Here is a 23,650-nt window from a genome sequence, read left to right as displayed (position 1 = left end):
GCTGATTTTCAGCCAATTGAGATGGCAGACAGCTGTTTTTTGATTCCGATTTTGGAGTATTTTAGGCCGCCATTTAAAAATACCTTATGAGAAAACTTTACCTGCGCTGTGGACTAATCGCCTTTCTAGTTGCTTGCCAGCCTGCAGAAAAATCCGCTCCAAAGACGGAGGAGATTAGCTCTCAAAACCTCTGGGGAGAAAACCCCTGGCCAGAAATCCGCAAGATGCGCATCATTCAACTTCTGCCGGATGCATTGAAAAATGCCAACGTGGACAGCTGGTTGGTCGTCTGCCGGGAAAATTACAATGATCCACTCGCGCCGCATGTAGGGGGTGAAAATGCCAGCGGGACAGCGGCTTTCCTATTCTACTTGGACGAAAGCGGTTTCCATTCGCTGGTGTTTTCTCCTGATGGGGAAGCCACCGCACTGGACGAGTTGGACATTCACGAAAAAGTAGAACGGGTGCCGAGAGGCGAATCAGCGCTAAGCAAAGCAGTTGATTTTATCCGGGAAAAGGGATTCAAATCCATCGCCATCAATAGCTCTGAAGCCAACGAAATGGCAGACGGCCTGACGCATAGCCAATATTCCGAATTGTCAAACCTGCTTGGGCCAGATGCCTCTAAGCTGGTCTCCTCCGACGAACTGGTCTACGAATGGCTGTCGGTCAAGCTCCCCCAAGAAGTCGAGATATTGACCAAAGCAGCTCAATTGGCAGCTGATTTTCAGGTAGAGGCTTATGGGATGATCGAGCCAGGCAAGACGACAGATGCGGACGTCGCCAAGTTTCTCAAAGCCAAGATGGCAGAGTATGGAGTAACAGACGCTTGGCATCCCGATCAGAATCCAAACGTCAACTCCGGCCCGGATCGAGGTCACTCACACGCCACGGAAAAGGTTATCATGCCTGGAGACGTAATCCAGACCGACTTTGGAGTAAAACTCTACGGTATCTGGGTGAGCGACATCCAGCGATTTGCATATGTCCTAAAAGACGGAGAAGTCACAGCCCCCGCTGATATCCAGCAATACTGGGAAAGCGGAAAAGACGGAAGCAGAGCGGCGCTTGCTGCCATGAAACCCGGTGTAAAAGGCGAAGATGTAGACCGCGCTCAGCGGGACCTCATGGACGCCGCGGGCTCACTGTACGTACCTTGGAGCACCGGGCATCCTGTCGGTTATGTTGCTCATGACGTAGGGCCAAACCTCGGTGGAGCAAGAATCGCCATCCCCAGACCAGCCGCGCAAAAGCTCCTTAAAGCAGGGATGGTCTTCGCCTTTGATGGCTTCCACTGCTGGAAACAGGCTGACGGGACCGAAAAAACAATCTCTGTGGAAGAGATGGCGGTGGTGACCGAGGCCGGAGCCAATTACCTAATCACACCGCAAGAGGAGTTAATCTTGGTAGGGAAAAAGTGAAAGAGAAGTTTATTCTGACCTTTGGGAAAGGCCTTTTTTAGGGGCCTTTCTCCGTTAAAAGGACTTGTGAATTACGATTTACGAGGTGAAGAAGAAGATCAATCCTCGCTTTTCACTTAGAGCCAGGCTTTCAAAAAATCGATTTCAATCCCAAATGAGCCACAAACGGCTCAAAGTCCCTGTCGGAGTGCAGGAGAGTCAAGTTTTTCTCAATGCAGTAGGTGGCAATGTAGGAATCGATGGTTTTACGGACAGTAATTCCTTTTTTCCTGAGAAATCGATAATTCTGAGCGGATCTTAGAGCCAGCTCTTTATCTATTAATAGAAGAACCGGGATATCTTCAAAAAAATCTTGCGCTATCTTGAAATCTGCATCAGCTCTAAATCCTTGCATGACTTCTCCATAAATCAGATCTCCGATTCCAAAACTGGAGAGCCCAATTCCATTATTCAGAAATTCAGTTTGGATCGTTTCCACCCCGTTGAAGTAATCAATCCAGACGGAACTATCTACCAAAGTCACGACCTTCTCGCATTTCGTCCAAATTTCCTTCCCACTTCAATTTTCCTCTTAGATCCCTAAGTCGAGATTGCTTTTTTAAGGAAACCATCTGCTTCAATGCTTCTTCCACAGCAGCTTTCTTGGTCGTGATCCCGGTCAGTTTCATCGCCTCCTTGATCAAGTCTTCGTCTATATCAATATTGGTTCTCATGTGTATGCTTTTCATAAATATACACATTCGACGAATAAAAGGTTTACAGAGAGTACTTTTGAACTTAAACTTCACCCTATTACCCCGACCAGCTAGCCCTTACAATTTTTAAATTTTTCAATCTTACAATTTTTCAATTGGCTACCTTTGCCGCAACCAAATCTTTCCCCCGCCATGAACGAGCGCTACATGCAGCGCGGAGTTTCCGCATCCAAAGAAGACGTCCACAACGCCATTTCCAAACTGGACAAAGGCCTTTTTCCACAGGCATTTTGCAAGATCGTAGAAGACACACTGGGCAATGACCCGGAATTCTGCAACATCATGCATGCTGACGGGGCGGGCACAAAATCTTCCTTGGCCTATCTATACTGGAAAGAAACCGGTGACCTGAGTGTCTGGAAAGGCATCGCTCAGGATGCGATCATCATGAATACCGACGACCTGCTCTGCGTAGGTGCGATCAATAATATCCTCGTTTCCTCCACGATCGGAAGAAACAAAAACCTCGTGCCCGGCGAAGTGATCTCTGCGATCATTCAGGGAACGGAGGAAGTACTACAGATGCTCCGTGACAACGGCGTCAACGTCGTGCTGACTGGCGGAGAGACTGCCGATGTGGGAGATCTGGTCCGGACCATCATCGTAGACAGCACGGTGACCTGCCGGATGCGCCGTGACGAGGTCATCTCCAACGACAAGATTCAGGGCGGCGATGTGATCGTCGGCCTTTCTTCATTTGGCCAAGCCAACTATGAAACGGCCTACAACGGCGGCATGGGGAGTAACGGTCTGACTTCGGCCAGACATGATGTTTTCAACAAAGTGCTGAAAACAAAATATCCTGAAAGCTTCGACCCGGCCGTTCCGGAAAGCTTGGTTTACAGCGGCAAATACAACCTGACCGACGCAGCTCCCGGCACTTCGGTGAATATGGGCAAACTGGTTCTATCCCCAACCCGAACCTACGCGCCAATCATGGTTGATGTACTCAATTATATGCGCCCGCATGTTCACGGACTCGTGCATTGCAGCGGCGGGGCGCAGACCAAAGTGCTCCATTTCGTAGACAACGTCCATGTGATCAAGGACAATCTCTTCGAAACGCCGCCTTTGTTCAGAATCATTCAGGAGGAAAGCGGTACTGACTGGAAGGAAATGTATAAGGTCTTCAACATGGGCCACCGGATGGAAATCTACCTCGACGAGCGCTATGCCGAGGAGATCATCGATATCGCCGAGTCCTATGGAGTCGAAGCCCAAATCATCGGCCGCGTAGAGCCGAATGAAGGCAAAAAAGTAACGATCCAAAGCCCTCACGGGACGTTCGAATATTGAGAGATTTGCTTATTGAGCCTTTGCAATTGATATTAATTAATGGAAAAAGCTAGCCGGTCATTCTTATCCAAAAGCCTTAAAAAAGCCCTCCAGATCACCTTGGGGGCTTTTCTTGTTTTAGCGCTGATCGCACTCGTGCTCATCACCCGGGTCGACCGAAGTCCGATCGAGACGCAGGATTTTTATAGAGAGACTTTCGAAAGATTAGAAAACACACCCTGGCAGGGTTCTGAAGGGGATTTTTGGCTGGCTGGCTGGGGTATAGCAAACGTCACGCCCGATCATCCCGTCGAGTTGGTTGGCTATAAACCACGCGGTCTTTACGAGTTTGTCCAGGACAGCAGCTATGTCAAAGCCATCACACTCACAAACGGAAAGACGCGGATCGCCTGGCTGAATTTTGAACTGCTGATCGTCCATCCAGCTCTTGCCAAGGCGGTCGAAAAGGGAATTGCTGACGCCGGAATCACCCCCGACCAACTGATATTCACAGGCACACATACCCATTCTGGTATGGGAGGCTACATGCCCGGACCTTTGGGCGAGATGGCTTTCGGAGGCTTTGATCAATCCATCGTCGACCTTCTCGTGGGTGAAAGTATTTCCGCACTCCAAACCGCTATTTCTTCTCAGGACACGGTTTCTCTGACCTTTCGCAAAGTGGATGCGGGCAAGTACGTCGCAAATCGCTTCATCCAGAATGGCCCGATTGACCCATTTGTCCGACAGCTTATCTTCACTAAAAAAGACGGGAAAAAGGCTACTTTCTACACCTATTCCGCTCATGCGACTTCGCTGAATTCGAAATTTATGGGTCTGTCGGGCGATTATCCCAAGTATCTGAACCGAGCTTTGGAAGCCAGAGAATATGATTTCGCACTTTTTGCCGCAGGCACAGTCGGCAGTCATCGTCCGCTTGCCCCCGGAAATACACCGGAAAAAATCCTGGAATACTCCGCCAGCCTAGACTCTGCCATTTGGCTCAGGATGAGCCAATTTGCAACGTTAAAAAATCCAAGAATCGCTTATTCCCGTCTTGAAATGAGCCTGCGCGAGCCACACCTCAGGATCTCCGACGACCTGAGAATCCGCCCTTGGCTGTTCAACTATTTATTAGGAGAAACCAATCCGCACCTCGACATCACCCAGATTGGGAATCTGCTGATGATCGCCTCTAGCGGCGAACTTTCCGGGGTTTTCTACGAGGAATGGGAACGCCTGGCCAAACAACATAACCTCCAACTGATCGTAACAACCTTCAACGGAGGCTATATCGGCTACATCACGCCGGACGAACTCTATGACGAACACTTCCATGAAGTCCGCGAGATGAACTGGTTTGGTCCCGGAAACGGCACCTACTTCGACAACCTGATCAGGCATACGATCGAAAAGGCGAACTAACCGGATCGGGTCAGATTTGTCCTGTTGAAAGTCAGTTGAGTCCTAAGACGCCAGCGGCCGAAATAGTAATTTCGCACAAAGTCCAGACCTATGGAAAGCACCCCCTCTCTTCTGTCCAGTGTATTGACCTGCAAGTGTCCAAAATGCCGAAAAAGCAGCATGTTCCCAAAAGGGACTTTGCTGAATCCCCTGAAGTTCCACCAGATGAATACCCACTGCGCGGGCTGCGGACAAAGCTTTGAACCGGAACCCGGTTTCTATTTTGGCGCCATGTTCGTCAGCTACGGATTAAATACCGCATTTTTCATCGCTGTCTGGATGTTATTGGCACTCTTGGTCGAAGATTATAGCCTGAGCACCGTGTTGATTTTGATGGGATTGACGGTGATCGTCTTCCTTCCGCTCACCTTTCGTCTGAGTCGGTCGATCTGGATCGCAATCTTTGTCCCTTTCCAAAAAGCGGCTACACAAAATCTCACTTAAAAAAGGTCGCCTCGCTTCTACGAGTTGCATTTTTTTTCAGAATTGGCCACTTTGGGCCATGACCAAGGAAAGCCTGCCCGTCTATCAAATCCCGGATTTTGAACCTGAGCGATTCGACTCGGCTACGTTCTATTATTCCAAATTTGCCCATCATCTGGAAAAGCATAAGTTTATCCAGAAGCCTCACAAGCACGATTTTTACATTGTCCTCCTTATCACCGCGGGATCGGGTACTCACTCGATTGATTTCAAAGAATACATAGTGGCTCCCGGAACTGTCTTTTTTCTCCATCCGGGACAGGTTCACTCCTGGCGGCTCTCGGCGGATTCAGAAGGTCACATTTTATTTTTCAGCACGCAGTTTTACAGCTTTGGATTTCCTGCGAAAAATCTCGCTTCCTTTCCGTTTTTCGCTTCTTCTAGCCATCCTTCCTTGTTGAATCTGCAATCTGACCAAAGCCGTGAAATCGACTTTTATTTCTCCGAAATAGAAAAAGAAACCGAAAGCTCCGGCCAGTCGAAAAAGGAAGTGCTACGGAGCTATACCGAGATTCTATTGGTAAAACTCGGACGAATCTATCAAGCTACCCATGGATTGGGGCAAGGGATGTTGCCGACTGAGGATCGGTTTAAACTGCTCGAAGCAGCGATCGAAGCTCATTTTCGGACTAACCGTCACGCCTCCTTCTATGCCGATCAACTCAGCCTAAGCCTAAAGCAGCTCAACCGCCTGACCAAAACCTCGGTAGGAAAAACCATCTCGGAGCTCTTGCTCGACCGGGTCATCTTGGAATCCCAGCGCTTGCTCACCTATTCCGACGCCACCGTCGCGGAAATTGCCGCTCAGCTGGGATTTGACGACCCTTCTTATTTTACCCGGCTTTTTCGGAAGAAAATCGCCACCACACCGGAGCGGTTCAGAAAATCAGTACGCTGAATCGTCCATTCGCCCGTAAACCCGAGCGCGAATCCAACCTTTTCTCCAAGTTTGCTCCTCCAAGAGTCTCCAGCTCTTCCCCTCAAAAAAACGCTCGAAGTCAGGCAAATCGGTTCGGAGATGCTCCGCAAAAACGCGAAATCCGGTAATCATCAGCCCTTGCAGTACACGTTGGGGAAAAGTCTTTGGCGAAAAGAAATCCGAAAGAATCACCTTCCCTCCAGGATTTAGCGAATCAGCGATCTGACCAATTAATTTTTCAATCTCCCGACCAGGCAGCGTATCCAAGACAAAGGGCAACAAAATTACATCAAATTTCCCGACCCCAGGCCAGCTTCCACAGTTCACTCTGACCTTGCTTCTCTCCAGATTATGCTTGGCTAATTCTGTCATCTTGAGTGACGTATCCCAATATTCTCCGGAAAAGCTTTCGTCCCAGTCGCTGTAGGCCACCGCATCGCCACCACCGATAATCAGGGATATCTTCCCCGCAGCCAAAGCCGAAAAAACCGAGTTAGCCGCGACTAAATCCCCCCCAAAAACCAGAGTGGAAAGCGGCTGGTAAATCGGCGCGAGAAAACCATATGCGTCTGACATCAGTTAAAATTGAGGATAACAAAAACCCAAAACCACTTTTTATGAAATCGAGCATTGTCTCTGTGCCTGACAAAGGCGTAATTTTCAGCAATTCGAGATTTCATGTGGCCATTGAAAGACAAATTACAAACACATGAAAGATCTTCTGAAAAAAATATCCGGAATCCGCCAATTGCTCAGCAGTGTCGATCTGGATCAAATCTCCAAACTTTCGCAGAAAGTCGACCTCCCAAAGATGGTTGGTCTGGTGTCCAAGATGAGCGAAGAAGATCTCAGCAAGATGATGGGCATGCTCAAAGGAAGTGGCAAACCAAAGGTAATCCCCCCTGTGAACGGCGATTTTTATGAACTCGGAAAAACTCTCAATCCTCAAGAGCGCGAAATCCAGCTCAAAGTCCGGGATTTTATGATGAGTGAGATCAAGCCCATCGCCAATGATTATTGGAACCGGGGCGAATTCCCCATGCAGATCATCCCCAAGATGGCCGAACTCAACATAGCCGGACTGACTTACCAGGGTTATGGATGTCCGGGACATTCGGCGCTTTTGGAAGGTTTCATTGCCATGGAGATGGCGCGGGTAGACACCTCCATCTCGACTTTCTTCGGCGTCCAAAGCGGTTTAGCGATGGGCTCCATCTACCTCTGTGGCTCCGAAGCCCAAAAGCAGGAATGGCTTCCTTCGATGCAGAAACTTGAAAAAATAGGAGCTTTTGGCCTGACCGAACCGGAAGTCGGCTCCGGAGTGGCCGGTGGATTAACCACGACCTGCAAACGGGAAGGTGACGCTTGGGTGATCAACGGCCAAAAGAAGTGGATCGGCAATGCGACCTTCTCTGACATGACGGTGATCTGGGCGAGAGATCTGGAAGATCAGCAGGTCAAAGGATTCATCGTGCGCAAAGGCAATCCTGGCTTTAAAGCCGAAAAGCTGGAAGACAAGATGGCGCTGCGAACGGTGCAAAACGCCCTGATCACTTTAACCAATTGCGAGGTTCCGGAGTCAGACCGATTGCAGGAGGCGAACTCATTCCGAGATACGGCAAAAGTTCTTCGCATGACCCGGGCGGGAGTGGCTTGGCAGGCAGTGGGATGTGCGAGAGGAGCCTACGAATTGGCTTTGGTCTATACGAATGAACGGAAGCAGTTTGGTCGGCCGATTGCGTCCTTCCAGCTGGTCCAGGACCTGTTGGTCACGATGCTCGGCGATCTGACGGCGATGCAGACGATGGTTTTCCGGCTTTCGCAGATGCAGGACGCCGACGAACTTCTCGACGAACATGCATCGCTCGCCAAGGTATTTTGTACGCTGCGGATGCGGTCAATTGTGGATAACTCCCGAGCGCTCTTTGGTGGGAATGGGATCTTGCTCCAGCATGACATTGCGAGATTTGTCGCCGACGCGGAGGCTGTCTATAGCTACGAAGGAACGAAGGAGATCAATTCATTGATCGTGGGTCGGGCGATCACGGGGCATAGCGCCTTCGTCTGATTTCAGAGAAAAAGCAATAAAAAAGGGAACATAAAGCTTGCTTCCATGCGCATGCGTTTTTGCTCGGGACTGAGATCTTTATGAAAAAAAATCAGGTAGTGAATCAGCGACATCATCAACATGATGCAGGCGAAAGATCGATAGAATGACGGCAGCAGGATAAAAGCGGCAAGCGAAACGAAGATCAGGGCAAAAGCCAGCCTACGGATCCACAGGATCAGCAACTCGGGACGCAAAGTCCAAGCGGCGGAGAAAAAACCGACTTGCTGATCCTCATCCTGATCCAGAAAAGACAGCATCAGCAGATTCAAAAAGGCAATCCCGATCAGGATCGGCAAAAAAATCAGTGCCTGCCACACCAACTCCGCGCCGGCTGAGCGAAGCAGGGGAAGCCAAACGATTCCGACGACATAAAACACCGCAATGGACAGTTCTTTCATCCAGCCCGGCCCCACTTTCCCGATCAATAGCTTGCTCCCTACAATCAACATCGCCAAGACCAGTGTGAGCTGGAGTTCATTCCCCCACCCAAACCACCAAAAGGCCCCCGTCAATCCAGAGACAACGGAAATCCCCAAGACAACTGACAGCGGCTTCCAATTGGCTTTGTGAAAGGAGCGTCGGGGAGACAAAGGCAAATCCTTCTTACGTACATCCAATAGGTGATCGAGCGTATAGATACTCCACACCGCCAGACCCAACAGCAGATAGGCTGGCCAATGCAGACTCGTCCGGAAAAGCTCCTCAAAAAACAGCATCCCAGCCATGGCACCTATTGCCACATCGATCGATAGCCAAGAAATGTATTGGGCGAAGATCTTGAGTTGCTTCATTGGATAAAAATAGAAGGCCATAGTCGACAGACCACAGTCCACGGCAGATTTATGATCAACTTTTTATATTTTGGGACAAAATAAACCCACATTTCCAAAAAGCCGCCGTCCGCCGACGGTGGACTGTTCACTAACTATTTATGAAAAAACTATCAATCCTGATCGTCGCACTTTTTGTATCGATCTGCACCTTCGCCCAAAACCCAATCAAAGTTGCCTTCGTCGGCAACAGCATTACCCAAGGCCCCGGTCGCGACAATCCAGGCAGCTATCCACTTCAGGTAGGCGCCCTTTTGGGTGATTCCTATGAAGTGAAGAATTTCGGCGTCAGCGGCCGCACGCTACTCAAGAAAGGCGACTTTCCGATTTGGAACGAACCGCAGTTTCAGGAAGCCAAGGACTTTCAGCCAGATGTACTCCTGATCAAGTTGGGCACCAACGATTCCAAACCACAAAACTGGGCGCATAAGGATGATTTTGTCAAGGACTACTTGGATATGATCGCGGAGTTCCGCGCTGTCATGCCCAAAGACGGCAAGGTCTATGTCATAATTCCTGTCCCTGTAACCCGTGAAAACTTCGGCATCAACCCCGTGATCATGGACAACGAGCAACGTCTGATGCTTTTCGAAGTCATCCAAAAATCAGGAGCAGAAGTCATCGACCTCTACACTCCACTGAAAGATAAATCTGAACTGCTGCCCGATGGCGTCCATCCAAATGCGGAAGGACTGACGATCATGGCTGAGGTAATTGCGAGGAGGATTCGCTTATAGTCCCTAAGACAGGCCTGGTCGACAGCAGGTGAGCAGAAACCTGGCGCGCCAAGAATTGACTGAAAGCCGACGACCAAAAACCGTCGGCTTTTTTTCGCCCGGCCACAAAAAAACCACAACCCTTGCGAGCTGTGGTCCTACCTTGGGATCTATTGTAGATTACTTTCCTCCGAGGGCTTCTGCACCGGCGACGATCTCGAGGATCTCGTTGGTGATGGCAGCCTGACGGGTTCTGTTATACATCAGTTTCAATTCTTTGAGCAAGTCTCCGGCGTTCTCGGTTGCCTTATCCATCGCTGTCATTCGGGCGCCGTGCTCCGAAGCGTTGCTTTCCAGCACAGCCTTGAAAAATTGCGTTCTCAGCGCCTTTGGAACCAATTCCTCGATGATAAATTCGCGGGATGGCTCCAGGATATAATCGGTCTCTGTCCCGGTAGCCTCAGCTTCGGTCGGCGACATCGGCAAAAACTGCTCCGTGCGGACGATCTGAGTGGCTACGTTTTTGAATTCGTTAAACACCAAAACTACCTGATCAAATTCTCCGTCCACAAACGCCTCCATGGCATAATTGGCTGCTTCACGGACATTCTCAAAAGTCAGCTCGTGAAACAGGGTAGAATACTGATCGACTACCGCGTATTTGCTCTTCTTGTAGTATTCAAAGGACTTCTTTCCGATAGGCAAGATGGTCGCCTCGGCACCTGCAAACTGCTCTCTGATCGCGAGGTTGGTTGCTTTGATCACGTTGGTGTTGAAAGCTCCGCAAAGACCTTTGTCTGAAGTGACAGGCACCAAAAGCACCTTTTTCACCTCGCGCTTTTCCGCATAAACAAGGTCCGTAGAGCCCTCAGAGGCGGCCGACACATTGTTCAGAATAGTGGTCAACTTCTGAGAGAAAGGACGCATCTGAATGATCTTGTCCTGAGCTCTTCTCAGCTTGGCGGCGGATACCATTTTCATGGCCTTGGTGATCTGCTGTGTCGAGATTACCGAGTTGATCCTTTGCTTTACTTCCTTAAGGTTAGCCATCAGTGAGTTATACTTATAGAAATCCGGTGAGGTCGCCCTCACCGGGGATTTTCAATTATTTAGCGTATTTCGGAGCCAGTTCGGCCGCCGCGGTTGCGAGGATCTTACCTGCGCCGTCCACGTCTCCTTTGAGGATCAGTGTCAAAGCTTCAGGATAAGTAGAATCCAGCAATTGGTAGTATTCCTTTTCGAAAGCTCTTGCTTTCTCCACAGGCACACTGTCCATCAAACCTTTGGTAGAAGCGTAGATGATCGCAACCTGATGCGCTACAGATACAGGAGAGTACTGTGCTTGCTTCAGGATCTCCTGGTTTCTTCTACCTCTCTCGATCGTACGCTTGGTAGTCGCATCGAGATCAGAACCGAACTTAGAGAAGGCTTCCAATTCACGGAAAGCTGCCTGATCCAATTTCAGGGTACCGGCAATCTTCTTCATGGATTTGATCTGCGCGTTACCACCTACTCGGGATACGGAGATACCTACGTTGATCGCAGGACGGATACCAGAGTTGAAAAGGTTGGTCTCCAAGAAGATCTGACCGTCTGTAATCGAGATTACGTTAGTCGGGATGTAGGCAGAAACGTCACCAGCCTGAGTTTCGATGATCGGAAGTGCAGTCAAAGACCCACCACCTTTCACCAAATGCTTGATTGATTCTGGCAGATCATTCATTTCCTGAGCGATCTTATCAGACTTGTTGATTTTCGCAGCTCTCTCCAGCAATCTGGAGTGAAGGTAGAATACGTCACCTGGATAGGCTTCACGTCCCGGAGGTCTTCTGAGAAGCAAAGAAACTTCACGGTATGCAACCGCTTGCTTGGAAAGATCATCATAAACAACCAAAGCAGGACGACCGGTATCTCTGAAAAATTCACCGATCGATGCACCTGTAAACGGTGCAAAGAACTGCATTGGAGCTGGATCAGAAGCCGGAGCCGCTACGACCACGGTATAAGGAAGAGCGCCGCCTTTTTCCAAAGCTGCTACTACACCCGCAACAGTCGATGCTTTCTGACCGATCGCAACGTAGATACAGAATACTGGCTCGCCTTTTTCGTAAAATTCTTTTTGGTTCAAGATCGCATCGATTACCACGGCAGTCTTACCAGTCTGACGGTCACCGATTACGAGTTCTCTTTGTCCTCTACCGATTGGAATCATCGCATCGATAGATTTGATACCTGTCTGAAGAGGCTCAGTAACCGGCTGACGGTAGATTACACCCGGAGCTTTACGCTCCAATGGCATCTCGTACAAGTCACCAGTGATTGGCCCTTTGCCGTCGATTGGGTTACCCAAGGTATCCACGACGCGGCCAAGCATGCCTTCACCCACTTTGAGGGAAGCAATCTTCTTCGTTCTTTTTACGGTATCGCCTTCTTTGACTCCTTTGGAATCGCCGAAAAGTACAGCACCGACATTGTCTTCTTCAAGGTTCAGAACCATTGCTTTCAGACCATTGTCGAATTCAAGCAATTCGCCCGCCTGAGCTTTGGAAAGTCCGTAGATTCGAGCTACACCATCCCCTACTTGGAGGACTGTACCTACTTCTTCAAGTTCGGCTGCAGTTCTGACACCCGCGAGTTGTTCTCTCAGGATTGCCGAAACTTCATCAGGTCTTACTTCTGCCATGTTATCGTCTATTAATGCTTTTTAGATTTTGCTTTCGTAATGATTTTGCGAAAACTCGTTTCGCAACACTCTCAATTTGCTGCTCAAAGATTCGTCCAGCTGTCTGTCGTTGACTTTCAGGACAAAACCACCGATCAGATCTGGATTGATTTTCTCGGTCAGCTTCACTTCCTTCATCCCGGAAATCTCCAGGACAAGCTTGGTGAACTCAGCGCGGAGCTTTTCATCCAAAGGAAAAGTGGTAGTCACTTCAGCCACCTGGATCGAATTGTGAAGCTGATAAAGAACCTGGAACTCCCGGGCGATATCTGCCAGCACCTCTGCTCTTCCTTTTCGGCAAATGATCTCAAAAAAGGAAAATGTCGCTTTAGTCGCGCCTTTTTTCTCATAGAGCGCCTTCAAGATCGCCAGCTTTTTTTCGGAGCTAATGATCGGACTTCTCATCGCCAGCTCCAAGTCTCTGTTGGACTTAGCCAACTTGGCCAAGTGGAGAAAATCCTGATACACTGCTTCCAATTCACCTCGTTCGATGGCAAGATCCATCAGAGATTTGGCATAAGCGTATGCTACTCTTTGGTTTGACATGAGGGCTTAGTTAAGCTTGATATCTTTTATGAATTCGTCCACAAGCGCTTTTTGCGATTGCTCATTAGACAAATTCTTTCTCAGCAATTTCTCGGTGACTTCCAGTGTCAAGATTGCCACTTGGTTTTTCACCTCGGTCAACGCTGCTCTCTTTTCGGTTTCGATCACGGCTTTTGCATTCTCGATCTGCTGAGCGGCCACTTTTGAGGCTTCGTTTTTGGCATCTTCAATCATCTTGACAGAAGCTTCCTGAGCTTTTTTCAAGATAATATCGCGCTCCAAACGGGTCTCCTGAAGCAACTTTTCGTTGTCAGCTTTCAAATTTGCCATCTCGTTTCTGGCTTGTTCAGCTGACTTCAGTGCGTTCTCGATGCTGGTTTCCCGTTCTTCCAAAGCTGCAAGCAACGGCTTCCAAGCGAATTTGATGAGAAGGAAAAGCAAACCTAGGAAGCCGAAGAGCTGCCAGAAAATTAGACCGGAACCTGGGGTTATTAAATCCATGGATAGAGGAGATTTATTTCAGATTGTTCAATAGAAAATAAAGAAAAGGGAAAGGCCTAGCGCCAATCCCTTTCCAATTTGTTTTAAGCGATGCCCGCGATGTTTAGCGCGATCAACAAACAGATTACTGCTGCGAACAGGGAAACAACCTCGATCAAAGCGGCAATGATCAACATTGCACCTTGGATCTTACCGGCAGCTTCTGGCTGGCGAGCAATAGCTTCCATTGCCTGACCACCGATACGACCGATACCTAGGCCTGCGCCAATCGCAACAATACCTGCACCGATACCAGCTCCCATTAGAGCGTAACCAGCAGTCAACAAGATAGACATTAACATAAGTGTATGATTTATAAATTGAACAAAGAAATTTCTACTTAATGATGATCGTCATGCGCGTGTTCGGCCACTGCACCACCGATGTACATCGCTGTAAACAGCGTAAATACATAGGCCTGAATCGTGGCTACGAGCAATTCGATGATATTGATAAAGGTCACCATGATCGTACTCACGATGCCGATGGAGATCGACTCGAAGATGAACGCCAAAGCGATGAAACCCAAGATCACGATGTGACCCGCTGTGATGGCGACAAAAAGTCGAACCATCAAGGCGAAAGGCTTGGTAAACAAACCGATGATCTCCACCGGCACGATGATGAGCAACATCGGAATCGGCACGCCCGGCGTGGCGAATACGTGCTTCCAGTAGTCTTTATTTCCGCTGACGTTGGTGATGATAAAGGTCAAGACCGCCAAAGTCAAGGTCACGGCGATATTTCCGGTGATGTTGGCAGCGCCAGGCAAAAGCCCCAACAGGTTGCCAAACCAGATGAAAAGGAACAGTGTAATCAGGTAGGGAACGTACTTCTTGTATCTCGGACCGATAGACTTGTGGGCGATCTCGTCCCGGACGAAGATCACAATCGGCTCGATGATGGCGGCTGCACCTTTTGGAGCTACAGGGCCGTTCTTCTTATAGTGAGATGCCGCAGACAGGGACACATAAGCCACCACGAAGATGACGATGAACATCATCACGACGTTTTTGGTAATCGAAAAGTCAGTGAAGCTACCTCCGTCTACACGACCCAGATGATCGTGGTCATCGATGAAATATCCCTCGTGAGCGAACTCTTTGCCGAAGGCATGGGTTTCATGGTCTTGGAAATCGGTAGACATGAAAAACTCCAATCCACGGTCTCCAGAGTAGACAATGACCGGAAGGGGAAGGGTCACATGGGTATGTCCGAAAGTCGCAAAGTGCCACTCGTGTGAATCAACCACGTGATGCATGATAAAACTCGTCTTGTCTTCTTCTGACTCAGATGCAAGAGCAGAGCTGTTGAAACCCAGCAAAAATGCTGAAAATAAAAGACTTAGGGCTAGTAGTTTACGCGTCATCAACTCTTTTTTTGAGGGCTACTTCGAAATCGGCCGCAAGTTAGCCAGAAAGGTGTAGATATCAAAAACTAAGTAGAACAAAAAAACTACAAAGAAGTCGGCTATAAACAGAAGAATATTCTCCATTTGAGGCCAAACTTCGATCCCAATGAAGGTAAGTGAGGCTATAAATCGTAGAATCATTGCTAAAACCATGATTTGAAAAAAGCTATCTGCAAAGCTTTTCAATAAAAACGCATTGAGTAAGCTGATCAAAAAGGAAAGAACGACCATAAAACCCACGATTTCCCAGATCTTAGGATGAATAATAACCGGCAGCGCAAACTGCAGGATCAAGATCAGAACTATCAACCCTGCAGTGACGATCAGAAGGCGGAGGTGGCTATTTTTAGGAAGGGTCATCTTCGGATTTTTGCCCAAAATTAGCCCATTTTTTTAAACCTGAATTTCGAACCTTGCTGGTCTAGCTTCTAAAATCTTGTGTCTGCTATCTTATTTGTCCCGCTTCATCTGAACCCACAACTGATAAAAAGCTACAAACACCGAAAAAAAGCAAAACACCAGAATCCAAAGGGGAAATTTCATCTCAGAGCGCTGCTGTAGCCAATAGCCCAGGTAAGTACCTGCAGCGATGATTCCAAAAAGTTGAAAGGAAATCCCAATGTACTTGACATAGATTGGAGGCCCCTCCTCTCCTTCCTTTTTCTCCTTCATCTTTTCCATAAAAGTGAATTTATCTAAAATCAGCTGCAATGAACATTCCAAAATGACTCACAGGTAAGATTTGCGCTTTTATTGCGTTCGGTAAGTAAGTTAAAAAGGCTATTTTGGTACTCAATTTGGGTGAATTCAGAAATGAGAAGATTTTCCGGTCTGGCAGTAGTTGTGTTTATTTTTTTAGGGGCGTGTTCCTCTGAGCGCAACACGTTTACTAACAGGGCCTTCCACAATCTGACCTCGCATTTCAACGCCTACTACTTGGCAGATGTCAAGATCAAGGACGTAGAAAATCAGGTTCGGGCTAACTACAAGGAGGATTTCACCCAGGTGTTACCCGTCTTTATCCCGATCGATTCTGCCACGATACAGTTAAATAAGGAGAAGCTGGATTCGGCACAGGAGCTTTCCTCCAAAGCAATTGACTGGCACCGGATTTCCAAATGGGTCGATGACAGCTACTACCTTCTGGGCAAGATCGACTACCTCCAAGGCCAGCAGGACGACGCTTTGAACGCTTTCAAGTACGTCAACAGCAAAAGCAAAGACAAGGACCTCCGCCATCAGTCCCTCATCAGTCTGCTACGGTTGTATGTAGACAAGCGGGAGTATGAAAACGCCAACTTCACCATAGACTATTTATCCAAAGAGACAGAGATAAGCGATGAAAACAGGTTTACGCTTTTCAAAACACTCGCCTATTATTACGAAACACGAATAGATCAAAACGGGGTGATTGGTGCACTCGACAGAGCCGTGGAATATTCCCCTGACAAAAAGGAAGAGTCGCGGATCAATTTCATACTCGCTCAGCGCTATCAAAGAGAGGGCTTGGATGCACTGGCGTATGACTATTATCGAAAGTCCCTCGAGGGCAATCCTCCCTACGAAAGGAGCTTTTTTGCAACACTCTACGCGCAGCAGGTAGCAGAACTGGATAAATCAAAGGATCTCAAAAAAGTCCGCAACTACTATGACGAACTCTATAAGGATCCAAAAAACAAAGATCTCAAAGACGTGGTGATCTATGAGCGGGCGCTTTTTGAAGAAAAGCAGGGGGACGTTCCGCTCACCGTCCAACTACTGCATCAAGCTGCCAAGGAACCCGGAAGCAATCCCCGGTTGAAAGGTTACATCTATCAAAAACTTGCCGCCATCAACTTTGAGGAATTCAAAGACTTTCGGGCTACCAAATACTACCTAGACAGTGCATTGACTTTTATTAAGGAAGACGATCCGGTTGCGATCGAAATCCAGGAGCAGAAGACGACTTTGGATCAGTATGTCTTCCATGTAGAGCGCATCCAGCTGAATGACAGTTTGGTGGTCATCGCGGAGATGAGTCCAGATCAGCAGATGGCAATCGCACAGGATTACATCGAAAAAGAAGAGGAAAGGCTTATCAGTGAAGCGCAGGCCAAAGAGCAACCCAAGAACTCCAACATCTTCAACAACCTTTTGGCTTTTAGCGGGAAGGATCCCGGGGCAAGTTTCTACTTTGACAATGGCGTAGCCATGCAGCAGGGCGCGATTGAATTTAACCGGACTTGGGGCAATCGGCCACTGCAGGACAATTGGCGAAGACGGGCGGCGAGTTTTCAGACCGTCCAGCAGGATTTGCCCACAGCAGCACTGGATTCCCTGGCTCCCTCAGAAAATCCGATTCTGGCCGGCCTACCGACCATGGAAAGCCTTTTGGCGAAAATCCCCAACACTCCAGAGCAACTTTCCCAACTCAACGGAGAGCTCGAGGAATCTTACTTCGAGCTCGGCAAGCTGCTTTACTTTGATCTGGAAGAAATCGAACCAGGCATTGACAACCTAGAGACGTTGATTAGAAATTATCCCAATACCATCCGAAAACCTGAAGCCTATTACCTGCTTTATCTTGGACAAAAAGACTCCGGAGGGAATTTCGAGCAATATGTCGGCCGTCTAAACAGAGAATATCCGGAGTCGCAATACACTTATTCCGTCAACAATCCAGACGCAGCTTCGGGTAACCTCGCAGCCCTGGAATCGTCCAAAGGATACGAGGAAGCCTATAATAGTTACTACGCAGGCGACTATCAGAAGGCCCGGACAGTGATCAAATCCACGCTCGAGGGATATCCACTCACCCGAAATACCGAGAAATTACTTTTGCTCGACATCATGGTCACCGGCAAACTGGAAAGCCGGGACAGATTCAAAGGCAGACTGGAATCGTATATCGAAAATACGAAAGATCCTGCGCTGGTCAGTTTGGCAAGAAATATGCTCAGACCGCTATTGTCTAGTGAAGAGCTGGCGGCTTTGGCACCAAAGGACAGTACTGCGATTGATTCGACACAGCTTCAGGCAAATCTTGAAGCTGAAAATCAACCCAAAGAAGTCCCAGCAGATTCCCCGTATAAGCTGAACGAATCACAAACCCATATCTTTGTGATTGCTTTGAGCCGATCAGAGGCCGACGCGGCGAAAAATCTGTTGGGTGATTTGGAGAACTTCCATGCCAGCAACTACCCCAACGCCCGTCTCCGCACCGGGAATATGAACATGAGCCAAGAAAATGCGATATACATTATAAGTCCCTTTTCAAACGCCGAGAAAGCAAAAGAATACTACGGAAAGTTTACGACCGATTTCAAATCAGAAGGATTGCCCGAAAATGCGAAAACAAACGCCTTCTTTATTTCTATCGAGAATTTTCAGACGTTAAATAAATCCAAAAATCTGGAAGAATACCGAACCTTCTTCCGCACCATATACCAGTAACACACTATGTCAAAGACTGCCAAAGCCACAATCCCCGATTGGGCCGGTAAAACCATAAAATACCTCTGGATCGCATTTATCGGAGGTGTGATTTTCTTCATCCTCTTCGTCTGGATGGTCAGCATCAATTTCCTTGGATTATTTGGATCGCTTCCCGATTTCAAGGCATTGGAAAATCCGGACAGCGAACTGGCATCCGAACTCTATTCCGCGGATGGTTTTCTACTTGGCACCTATGCCCGAGAAAACCGCAGTCCGGTCAGCTACGAGGAGCTTTCACCAAATCTCGTCCGTGCATTGATTGCCACCGAGGATGTTCGCTTTGAAGACCATTCCGGAATCGACATGATTGCCATGCTTCGCGTATTTGTGAAGTCGATCTTGCTTGGACAGGACGCCGGGGGAGGATCTACGCTGAGCCAACAAACTGCCAAAAACCTTTTCAAAACCCGTACAGACGCTTCTCAAGGAGTTTTAAGCTCGATCCCTGGGCTAAGAATGTTGATCATCAAAACCAAGGAGTGGATCGTGGCCACCCAGCTCGAGAAATCCTATACCAAAAACGAGATTCTGACTTTGTACCTCAACACTTCAGAATTCGGATCCAATGCATACGGGATCAAGACTGCCGCCGGGACTTTTTTCAACAAGCTGCCTTCGGAACTTTCCGTGCAGGAAGCGGCCGTGTTGGTAGGTCTCTTCAAAGCGCCAACCTACTACAGCCCAGTCTTTAATCCCGAAAACTCCCTGAGACGGCGAAACACCGTCCTTTCCCAAATGGAAAAAAACGGCGATCTGGACGAGGCCGCATACGATTCTATCTCCCAATTGCCGATCGAACTCGACTATCGGGTCAGAAACCAAAATCACGGTTTGGCGACCTATTTCCGAGAAATAGTCAAAGCAGATCTAATCAAATGGACCAAGGAAAATCTCAAATCCGACGGTTCTTCTTATGACCTTTTTGGAGATGGATTAAAGATTTATGTCACCATCGACAGTAGAATGCAGCGGTATGCGGAGGAAGCGGTGCAAGAGCACATGACCGATTTGCAAAAATTGTTTTTCAAAGACATGGGAAAAAGAGACCCATGGATCGATGAAAGTATGCAGGTCATCCCCAATTTTATCGAAAACGCAGTCAAGAGAACAGAAGCCTATCGTCTTTTGAAAGTCCGATACGGCGATGATACTGACTCCATCGATCTTAAGCTGAATGAAAAAAAGAAGATGCGAATCTTCTCTTGGGAGGGAGAGATCGATACACTCATGAGCACAATGGACTCGATGAGATACTATAAAAAGTTTCTCCAGGCAGGCTTCATGAGCATGGACCCACATACGGGACACATCAAAGCTTGGGTGGGAGGTATTGACCACAAGTACTTCAAGTTTGACCACGTGAAGCAAGGCAAGCGACAGCCCGGATCTACGTTCAAGCCATTCGTCTATGCCGCGGCAATCGAAAACGGCTACAGCCCTTGCTACTCGGTGGTCGATCAGCCGGTAGAAGTATATATTCCAGGCCAGCCAGCCTGGAGCCCGTCCAACGCAAACGGGAAATTCACCTACGAAAAGATGACGATCCGTAAAGCAATGGCCGAGTCGGTAAACTCAGTCACGGCTTATATGATGAAAAAACTCAGTCCAAAGATCGTCATGGAGACCGCCAGAAGAATGGGCGTAACCAGTGACCTGCAGGAGGTACCTTCTTTGGCCTTGGGTGTCAATGACGTTTCTGTCTTCGAGATGGCCGGAGCCTTTGGGACTTTTGTCAACAAAGGCGAGCATACGACACCATATTATATCGACCGAATTGAGGATAAAAACGGTAACGTGATTCAGCAGTTTACACCACGTAAGAAACCTGCCATGAGCGAAGAGCACGCCTACCTGATGCTCTACATGCTTCGGGGAGGATTTGAAGAGGAGGGCGGAACAAGTCAAGGCGTACCTTGGACTTTGAGAGCTGGGAATGAGCTCGGCGGCAAAACTGGAACTACCCAAAACGCCTCAGATGGTTGGTACATGGGTCTGAGCAAAGATCTAGTTTCGGGCACTTGGGTTGGGGGCGACGACCGTGCTATCCATTTCAGAAGCTGGATCAATGGACAAGGAAGCAAAACCGCAAGGCCGATTTGGGTTAAGTTCATGTCAAAAGTCTACGAGGATGAAAGCCTGGGCTATACCAAAGGGCCATTTCCAAGACCGGACCGGCCATTGAGCATCGAGATCGATTGTGACCGCTACGAGCAGGACAGCCAGCGCTTTGCGGATTTTGACTACGATGCCAAAAAGAACGATTTCTAAATTTCATATTTGAAAAGATCCTAATGGAAAAACAGCCTGATTCACGGGCTGTTTTTTTTAATTTTAACCCATGCAGTCCTCCTCCTTTTCGCCCGAAGAACACCTCCAACTTCCGGATCATCCTGGTGTCTACAAGTATTTCAATGAAGAGAACGAGCTGATCTATGTAGGCAAAGCCAAAAGCTTAAAAAAGCGGGTCAGCAGCTACTTCAACAAAAACTCCGGGGTGAATCTGAAAACCCGGAGGATGGTGAAGGAAATCCGAATGATCGAAATCACCCTCGTCGACAGTGAACTGGATGCTTTGCTTTTGGAAAACAATCTGATCAAAAAGACCCAGCCCCGATACAACATCCTCCTGAGGGACGACAAGACCTATCCCTATCTCCTGATCACTAAAGAGAACTTTCCGCGAATCTTTCAGACTCGAAAGATCATCCCCAAGAGAGGAACTTACTTCGGGCCATTTGCAAGTGTAAAAGCGATGAATAACGTCCTGGACCTCATACGGGAGCTATTTACCATCCGGACCTGCAAGCTTGATCTTTCGCCCTACAAGATCGACGAAGGGAAATACAAGGTCTGTTTGGAATACCACATCGGCAATTGTCAGGGACCTTGCGAAGGTCACCAGCGGGAACCCGCCTATCTCAAGGATGTCGAACAGGCCAAGCATATCCTCAAGGGAAACCTCGGCGTCGCAAAGACCTATTTCAAGCAAGAGATGCAGACATTCGCCGAAAATCTCGAATTTGAGAAAGCGCAGAAGATGAAGGAGAAACTGGATTTGCTGGAGAAATATCAGTCCAAATCCCTGATCACCAGTCCGAGCATTCAAAACCTGGACGTCTGTACGCTCGTGTCTGACGACAAATTTGCCTACGTCAACTTCATGCGGGTGAAAAACGGAGCAATGATCACTTCCAAAAACGTCGAACTCAAAAAGCGACTGGATGAAAGCGACGAAGAATTGCTGATCACCGCGCTGGTGAGACTCCAAGACCAGTTTCAAAGTGATGCAGACGAGATCTTGATCAATATAGAGCCAGAAAATCCGATCGAGGGCCTCAACCTCGTCGTCCCAAAAATTGGCGACAAGAAAAAGCTCATAGAGCTCTCGCTGAAGAATGCGCTCTATTACAAAAAGGAAAAAGCGCTTCTCCAAGGCCTCAATCAAGACAAAAAGGAACGTGTCATCCGCCAACTCCAACAAGATCTCAGTCTTCCTGACCTCCCGGACCACATCGAATGCTTCGACAACTCGAACATTCAGGGCACAAGCCCCGTGGCGAGCATGGTTTGCTTCTTGGGAGGCAAACCCGCGATAAAAGAGTATCGACATTACCACATCAAAACTGTCGAGGGACCAAATGACTTTGCCAGTATGAAGGAGATCGTGACGAGGCGTTACAGACGACTGCTGGAGGAGGAGAAGCCCTTTCCAAAGCTAGTAGTGATCGACGGTGGCAAAGGGCAGCTTTCCTCAGCGGTAGAAGCACTTCAGGAGTTGGGTGTATACGGTAAGATGCCAATCATAGGAATTGCAAAGCGGCTGGAAGAGATCTATTTTCCCGGCGACTCCTATCCCATTCACATCGACAAAAAATCAGAAAGCCTCAAACTACTTCAGCGAATTCGCGATGAGGCCCACCGTTTTGCCATCACATTCCACCGGAAAGTCCGGAGCAAAAACGCCTTTGGTACCCAATTGACCGGAATTCCGGGGATAGGCGAAACCACAGCGGACAAGCTTTTGAAGCACTTCAAATCGATAAAAAAATTAAAGCTGGCTACAGAAGCGGAGCTGACCGAAGTGATTGGTAATCCCCGAGCTAAGGCGCTGCTAGAATGGATGGAAAAAGAAAAAGGGGCCTGAGCCCCTTTTCTATTTTACCACTCCCAGAGGGAGTTTTCAAATTCTAATAGCTTGTATTCAAACTCAAGCGAATTCAGGTAGGCTTGCATCTCCGGACTCGGATGATCGGCCTGTACCAAATCTGCTATCAGCGCATCGTCTGGATTTGTAAATCTACGGACAACCGACCTAAACAGTCTCGATTCAAAAGCTTCATCGTAAGTCAGGCTCTTTGAAAGGTTCTGGAAATTAATCCACCTAGCTGTAGGATGATTCTTGAAGTAGTTCACAAAGTCCTTGTAGCGGATAAATGCCACCGACTTCTGACCGGCATTGGAGTTGGTCTGGGATGGCATTACCAGCTCGATGTATTTGATGTCAAATACCAGATCCGAGTGATGTCTGTCAAAGACAAAGTCTTCTTTGAAATCAAGATAATAAAGCTGTTTGGAGAAAATAGAGTCACCGTTGGCGGAGATCCAGAAGTTGTCCTGAAACTCGGCAATGGAAAGCGGCTTGGTAAAATCCGCATCTGCAAAGACCTCCAATGCATTTTCATCAACCACAGCCTTGTAGATATGGTTGATAATCCCGTTGGCTTTGTTGTCCCCAGCACCGTATAGTGAAAGATTGTATTTTTCTCTCAAGTCAATTCTTCTCCAGACAGAGATTTGATACATCTTGTCATCATCCCTGATCCGCTTCGCTGAGTAGACAGTATCCATGGAAAACTGGCGATCACCAAATCCAGAAGGAGTGACACTCGTAGCCACCTGAGCAGTGGTACTGAGCGGAATCAGTCCTACGCCTACCAAAAGCGCCAAGAAGATGTGTTGCACAAATCGTTTCATAACTTATTAA

At 48.2% G+C, this 23,650-nt stretch carries 23 protein-coding genes; 10 read left to right on the top strand and 13 right to left on the bottom strand.

Going from position 1 to position 23,650, the window contains the following annotated elements; all coding sequences use genetic code 11:
• Positions 1 to 86 precede the first annotated feature (86 nt).
• Complete coding sequence (locus G459_RS0118130; protein WP_026968916.1) at positions 87 to 1,421, top strand: M24 family metallopeptidase; 1,335 nt, start codon at positions 87 to 89, stop codon at positions 1,419 to 1,421.
• A 130-nt stretch (positions 1,422 to 1,551) separates the two neighbouring features.
• Here the strand turns inward: G459_RS0118130 and vapC are convergent, their stop codons facing one another.
• Positions 1,552 to 1,944, bottom strand: a complete 393-nt coding sequence (gene vapC / locus G459_RS0118125; RefSeq protein ID WP_026968915.1) for a type II toxin-antitoxin system VapC family toxin — start codon at positions 1,942 to 1,944, stop codon at positions 1,552 to 1,554.
• Positions 1,928 to 2,134, bottom strand: a complete 207-nt coding sequence (locus G459_RS0118120; protein ID WP_026968914.1) for a type II toxin-antitoxin system VapB family antitoxin — start codon at positions 2,132 to 2,134, stop codon at positions 1,928 to 1,930. The genes vapC and G459_RS0118120 overlap by 17 nt, the downstream gene beginning before the upstream one ends.
• 174 nt (positions 2,135 to 2,308) lie before the next feature.
• Here G459_RS0118120 and G459_RS0118115 point away from each other — a divergent pair, with 174 nt between their 5' ends.
• From G459_RS0118115 to G459_RS0118100, 4 genes are all read left to right on the top strand, one after another.
• Positions 2,309 to 3,472, top strand: a complete 1,164-nt coding sequence (locus tag G459_RS0118115; protein WP_026968913.1) for an AIR synthase related protein — start codon at positions 2,309 to 2,311, stop codon at positions 3,470 to 3,472.
• A gap of 39 nt (positions 3,473 to 3,511) precedes the next feature.
• Positions 3,512 to 4,876 (top strand): neutral/alkaline non-lysosomal ceramidase N-terminal domain-containing protein, encoded by a 1,365-nt coding sequence (locus G459_RS0118110; RefSeq protein ID WP_051315294.1) that lies wholly within the window; start codon positions 3,512 to 3,514, stop codon positions 4,874 to 4,876.
• Positions 4,877 to 4,966: 90 nt separating this feature from the next.
• On the top strand, positions 4,967 to 5,359 hold the full coding sequence (locus G459_RS0118105) for a DUF983 domain-containing protein (RefSeq protein ID WP_026968911.1): 393 nt from the start codon (positions 4,967 to 4,969) through the stop codon (positions 5,357 to 5,359).
• 58 nt (positions 5,360 to 5,417) lie between these two features.
• On the top strand, positions 5,418 to 6,296 hold the full coding sequence (locus G459_RS0118100) for a helix-turn-helix domain-containing protein (RefSeq protein WP_026968910.1): 879 nt from the start codon (positions 5,418 to 5,420) through the stop codon (positions 6,294 to 6,296).
• Here G459_RS0118100 and G459_RS0118095 read toward each other — a convergent pair.
• The gene (locus G459_RS0118095; RefSeq protein WP_026968909.1) at positions 6,285 to 6,893 is read right to left on the bottom strand and encodes a class I SAM-dependent methyltransferase; all 609 of its coding nucleotides are present in this window, start codon (positions 6,891 to 6,893) and stop codon (positions 6,285 to 6,287) included. The two genes, G459_RS0118100 and G459_RS0118095, sit on opposite strands and share 12 nt — an antisense overlap.
• Before the next feature lie 133 nt (positions 6,894 to 7,026).
• On the opposite strand from G459_RS0118095, the gene G459_RS0118090 reads away from it, so the two are divergent.
• Positions 7,027 to 8,385 carry an acyl-CoA dehydrogenase family protein gene (locus G459_RS0118090; RefSeq protein ID WP_026968908.1) on the top strand — a complete coding sequence of 453 codons (1,359 nt, stop codon included), beginning with the start codon at positions 7,027 to 7,029 and terminating at the stop codon, positions 8,383 to 8,385.
• A gap of 2 nt (positions 8,386 to 8,387) precedes the next feature.
• On the opposite strand, the gene G459_RS0118085 is transcribed toward G459_RS0118090, so the two are convergent.
• A complete protein-coding gene (locus G459_RS0118085; protein ID WP_026968907.1) occupies positions 8,388 to 9,218 on the bottom strand; it encodes a UbiA prenyltransferase family protein in 831 nt (276 codons plus the stop codon).
• A gap of 140 nt (positions 9,219 to 9,358) precedes the next feature.
• Between G459_RS0118085 and G459_RS0118080 the strand changes: the two genes are divergently transcribed.
• On the top strand, positions 9,359 to 9,994 hold the full coding sequence (locus G459_RS0118080; protein ID WP_026968906.1) for a GDSL-type esterase/lipase family protein: 636 nt from the start codon (positions 9,359 to 9,361) through the stop codon (positions 9,992 to 9,994).
• 159 nt (positions 9,995 to 10,153) lie between these two features.
• Here the strand turns inward: G459_RS0118080 and atpG are convergent, their stop codons facing one another.
• From atpG to G459_RS0118040, 8 genes are all read right to left on the bottom strand, one after another.
• On the bottom strand, positions 10,154 to 11,023 hold the full coding sequence (gene atpG / locus G459_RS0118075; RefSeq protein WP_026968905.1) for an ATP synthase F1 subunit gamma: 870 nt from the start codon (positions 11,021 to 11,023) through the stop codon (positions 10,154 to 10,156).
• Positions 11,024 to 11,078: 55 nt separating this feature from the next.
• Positions 11,079 to 12,656: a F0F1 ATP synthase subunit alpha gene (gene atpA / locus G459_RS0118070; RefSeq protein WP_026968904.1), complete on the bottom strand. Its 1,578-nt coding sequence runs from the start codon at positions 12,654 to 12,656 to the stop codon at positions 11,079 to 11,081.
• A 21-nt stretch (positions 12,657 to 12,677) separates the two neighbouring features.
• Entirely contained in the window at positions 12,678 to 13,241 is a 564-nt protein-coding gene (atpH, locus tag G459_RS0118065) for an ATP synthase F1 subunit delta (protein ID WP_026968903.1), read from the bottom strand.
• A gap of 6 nt (positions 13,242 to 13,247) precedes the next feature.
• Positions 13,248 to 13,742, bottom strand: a complete 495-nt coding sequence (locus G459_RS0118060) for a F0F1 ATP synthase subunit B (RefSeq protein ID WP_026968902.1) — start codon at positions 13,740 to 13,742, stop codon at positions 13,248 to 13,250.
• A gap of 83 nt (positions 13,743 to 13,825) precedes the next feature.
• Positions 13,826 to 14,083 (bottom strand): ATP synthase F0 subunit C, encoded by a 258-nt coding sequence (gene atpE, locus G459_RS0118055; RefSeq protein ID WP_026968901.1) that lies wholly within the window; start codon positions 14,081 to 14,083, stop codon positions 13,826 to 13,828.
• A 38-nt stretch (positions 14,084 to 14,121) separates the two neighbouring features.
• Positions 14,122 to 15,150, bottom strand: coding sequence for a F0F1 ATP synthase subunit A (gene atpB / locus G459_RS0118050; protein WP_026968900.1), 1,029 nt, complete (start codon positions 15,148 to 15,150; stop codon positions 14,122 to 14,124).
• A gap of 18 nt (positions 15,151 to 15,168) precedes the next feature.
• Positions 15,169 to 15,552: a hypothetical protein gene (locus G459_RS0118045; RefSeq protein ID WP_026968899.1), complete on the bottom strand. Its 384-nt coding sequence runs from the start codon at positions 15,550 to 15,552 to the stop codon at positions 15,169 to 15,171.
• Between the two features lie 90 nt (positions 15,553 to 15,642).
• Positions 15,643 to 15,873, bottom strand: a complete 231-nt coding sequence (locus G459_RS0118040) for an AtpZ/AtpI family protein (protein WP_026968898.1) — start codon at positions 15,871 to 15,873, stop codon at positions 15,643 to 15,645.
• A gap of 132 nt (positions 15,874 to 16,005) precedes the next feature.
• On the opposite strand from G459_RS0118040, the gene porW reads away from it, so the two are divergent.
• The 3 genes from porW (at position 16,006) to uvrC (ending at position 22,810) form a co-directional block, all read left to right on the top strand.
• Complete coding sequence (gene porW, locus G459_RS0118035; RefSeq protein ID WP_026968897.1) at positions 16,006 to 18,624, top strand: type IX secretion system periplasmic lipoprotein PorW/SprE; 2,619 nt, start codon at positions 16,006 to 16,008, stop codon at positions 18,622 to 18,624.
• 6 nt (positions 18,625 to 18,630) lie between these two features.
• Positions 18,631 to 20,934 (top strand): penicillin-binding protein 1A, encoded by a 2,304-nt coding sequence (locus G459_RS0118030; RefSeq protein ID WP_051315292.1) that lies wholly within the window; start codon positions 18,631 to 18,633, stop codon positions 20,932 to 20,934.
• 70 nt (positions 20,935 to 21,004) lie between these two features.
• A complete protein-coding gene (gene uvrC / locus G459_RS0118025) occupies positions 21,005 to 22,810 on the top strand; it encodes an excinuclease ABC subunit UvrC (RefSeq protein ID WP_026968895.1) in 1,806 nt (601 codons plus the stop codon).
• Positions 22,811 to 22,824: 14 nt separating this feature from the next.
• Here the strand turns inward: uvrC and porN are convergent, their stop codons facing one another.
• The gene (gene porN / locus G459_RS0118020) at positions 22,825 to 23,640 is read right to left on the bottom strand and encodes a type IX secretion system ring subunit PorN/GldN (RefSeq protein WP_026968894.1); all 816 of its coding nucleotides are present in this window, start codon (positions 23,638 to 23,640) and stop codon (positions 22,825 to 22,827) included.
• Between the last annotated feature and the right edge of the window lie 10 nt (positions 23,641 to 23,650).

Source organism: Algoriphagus terrigena DSM 22685 (assembly GCF_000429445.1).
GTDB classification, from domain to species: Bacteria; Bacteroidota; Bacteroidia; order Cytophagales; family Cyclobacteriaceae; genus Algoriphagus; species Algoriphagus terrigena.
This window is presented reverse-complemented; position numbering and strand designations above follow the sequence as displayed.

Coding starts and splice junctions, on each gene's coding strand:
- G459_RS0118130 (WP_026968916.1), top strand. CDS start 87: ATGAGAAAACTTTACCTGCGCTGTGGACTAATCGCCTTTCTAGTTGCT.
- G459_RS0118120 (WP_026968914.1), bottom strand. CDS start 2,134: ATGAGAACCAATATTGATATAGACGAAGACTTGATCAAGGAGGCGATG.
- G459_RS0118115 (WP_026968913.1), top strand. CDS start 2,309: ATGAACGAGCGCTACATGCAGCGCGGAGTTTCCGCATCCAAAGAAGAC.
- G459_RS0118110 (WP_051315294.1), top strand. CDS start 3,512: ATGGAAAAAGCTAGCCGGTCATTCTTATCCAAAAGCCTTAAAAAAGCC.
- G459_RS0118105 (WP_026968911.1), top strand. CDS start 4,967: ATGGAAAGCACCCCCTCTCTTCTGTCCAGTGTATTGACCTGCAAGTGT.
- G459_RS0118100 (WP_026968910.1), top strand. CDS start 5,418: ATGACCAAGGAAAGCCTGCCCGTCTATCAAATCCCGGATTTTGAACCT.
- G459_RS0118095 (WP_026968909.1), bottom strand. CDS start 6,893: ATGTCAGACGCATATGGTTTTCTCGCGCCGATTTACCAGCCGCTTTCC.
- G459_RS0118090 (WP_026968908.1), top strand. CDS start 7,027: ATGAAAGATCTTCTGAAAAAAATATCCGGAATCCGCCAATTGCTCAGC.
- G459_RS0118085 (WP_026968907.1), bottom strand. CDS start 9,218: ATGAAGCAACTCAAGATCTTCGCCCAATACATTTCTTGGCTATCGATC.
- G459_RS0118080 (WP_026968906.1), top strand. CDS start 9,359: ATGAAAAAACTATCAATCCTGATCGTCGCACTTTTTGTATCGATCTGC.
- atpG (WP_026968905.1), bottom strand. CDS start 11,023: ATGGCTAACCTTAAGGAAGTAAAGCAAAGGATCAACTCGGTAATCTCG.
- atpA (WP_026968904.1), bottom strand. CDS start 12,656: ATGGCAGAAGTAAGACCTGATGAAGTTTCGGCAATCCTGAGAGAACAA.
- atpH (WP_026968903.1), bottom strand. CDS start 13,241: ATGTCAAACCAAAGAGTAGCATACGCTTATGCCAAATCTCTGATGGAT.
- G459_RS0118060 (WP_026968902.1), bottom strand. CDS start 13,742: ATGGATTTAATAACCCCAGGTTCCGGTCTAATTTTCTGGCAGCTCTTC.
- atpE (WP_026968901.1), bottom strand. CDS start 14,083: ATGTTAATGTCTATCTTGTTGACTGCTGGTTACGCTCTAATGGGAGCT.
- atpB (WP_026968900.1), bottom strand. CDS start 15,150: ATGACGCGTAAACTACTAGCCCTAAGTCTTTTATTTTCAGCATTTTTG.
- G459_RS0118045 (WP_026968899.1), bottom strand. CDS start 15,552: ATGACCCTTCCTAAAAATAGCCACCTCCGCCTTCTGATCGTCACTGCA.
- G459_RS0118040 (WP_026968898.1), bottom strand. CDS start 15,873: ATGGAAAAGATGAAGGAGAAAAAGGAAGGAGAGGAGGGGCCTCCAATC.
- porW (WP_026968897.1), top strand. CDS start 16,006: ATGAGAAGATTTTCCGGTCTGGCAGTAGTTGTGTTTATTTTTTTAGGG.
- G459_RS0118030 (WP_051315292.1), top strand. CDS start 18,631: ATGTCAAAGACTGCCAAAGCCACAATCCCCGATTGGGCCGGTAAAACC.
- uvrC (WP_026968895.1), top strand. CDS start 21,005: ATGCAGTCCTCCTCCTTTTCGCCCGAAGAACACCTCCAACTTCCGGAT.
- porN (WP_026968894.1), bottom strand. CDS start 23,640: ATGAAACGATTTGTGCAACACATCTTCTTGGCGCTTTTGGTAGGCGTA.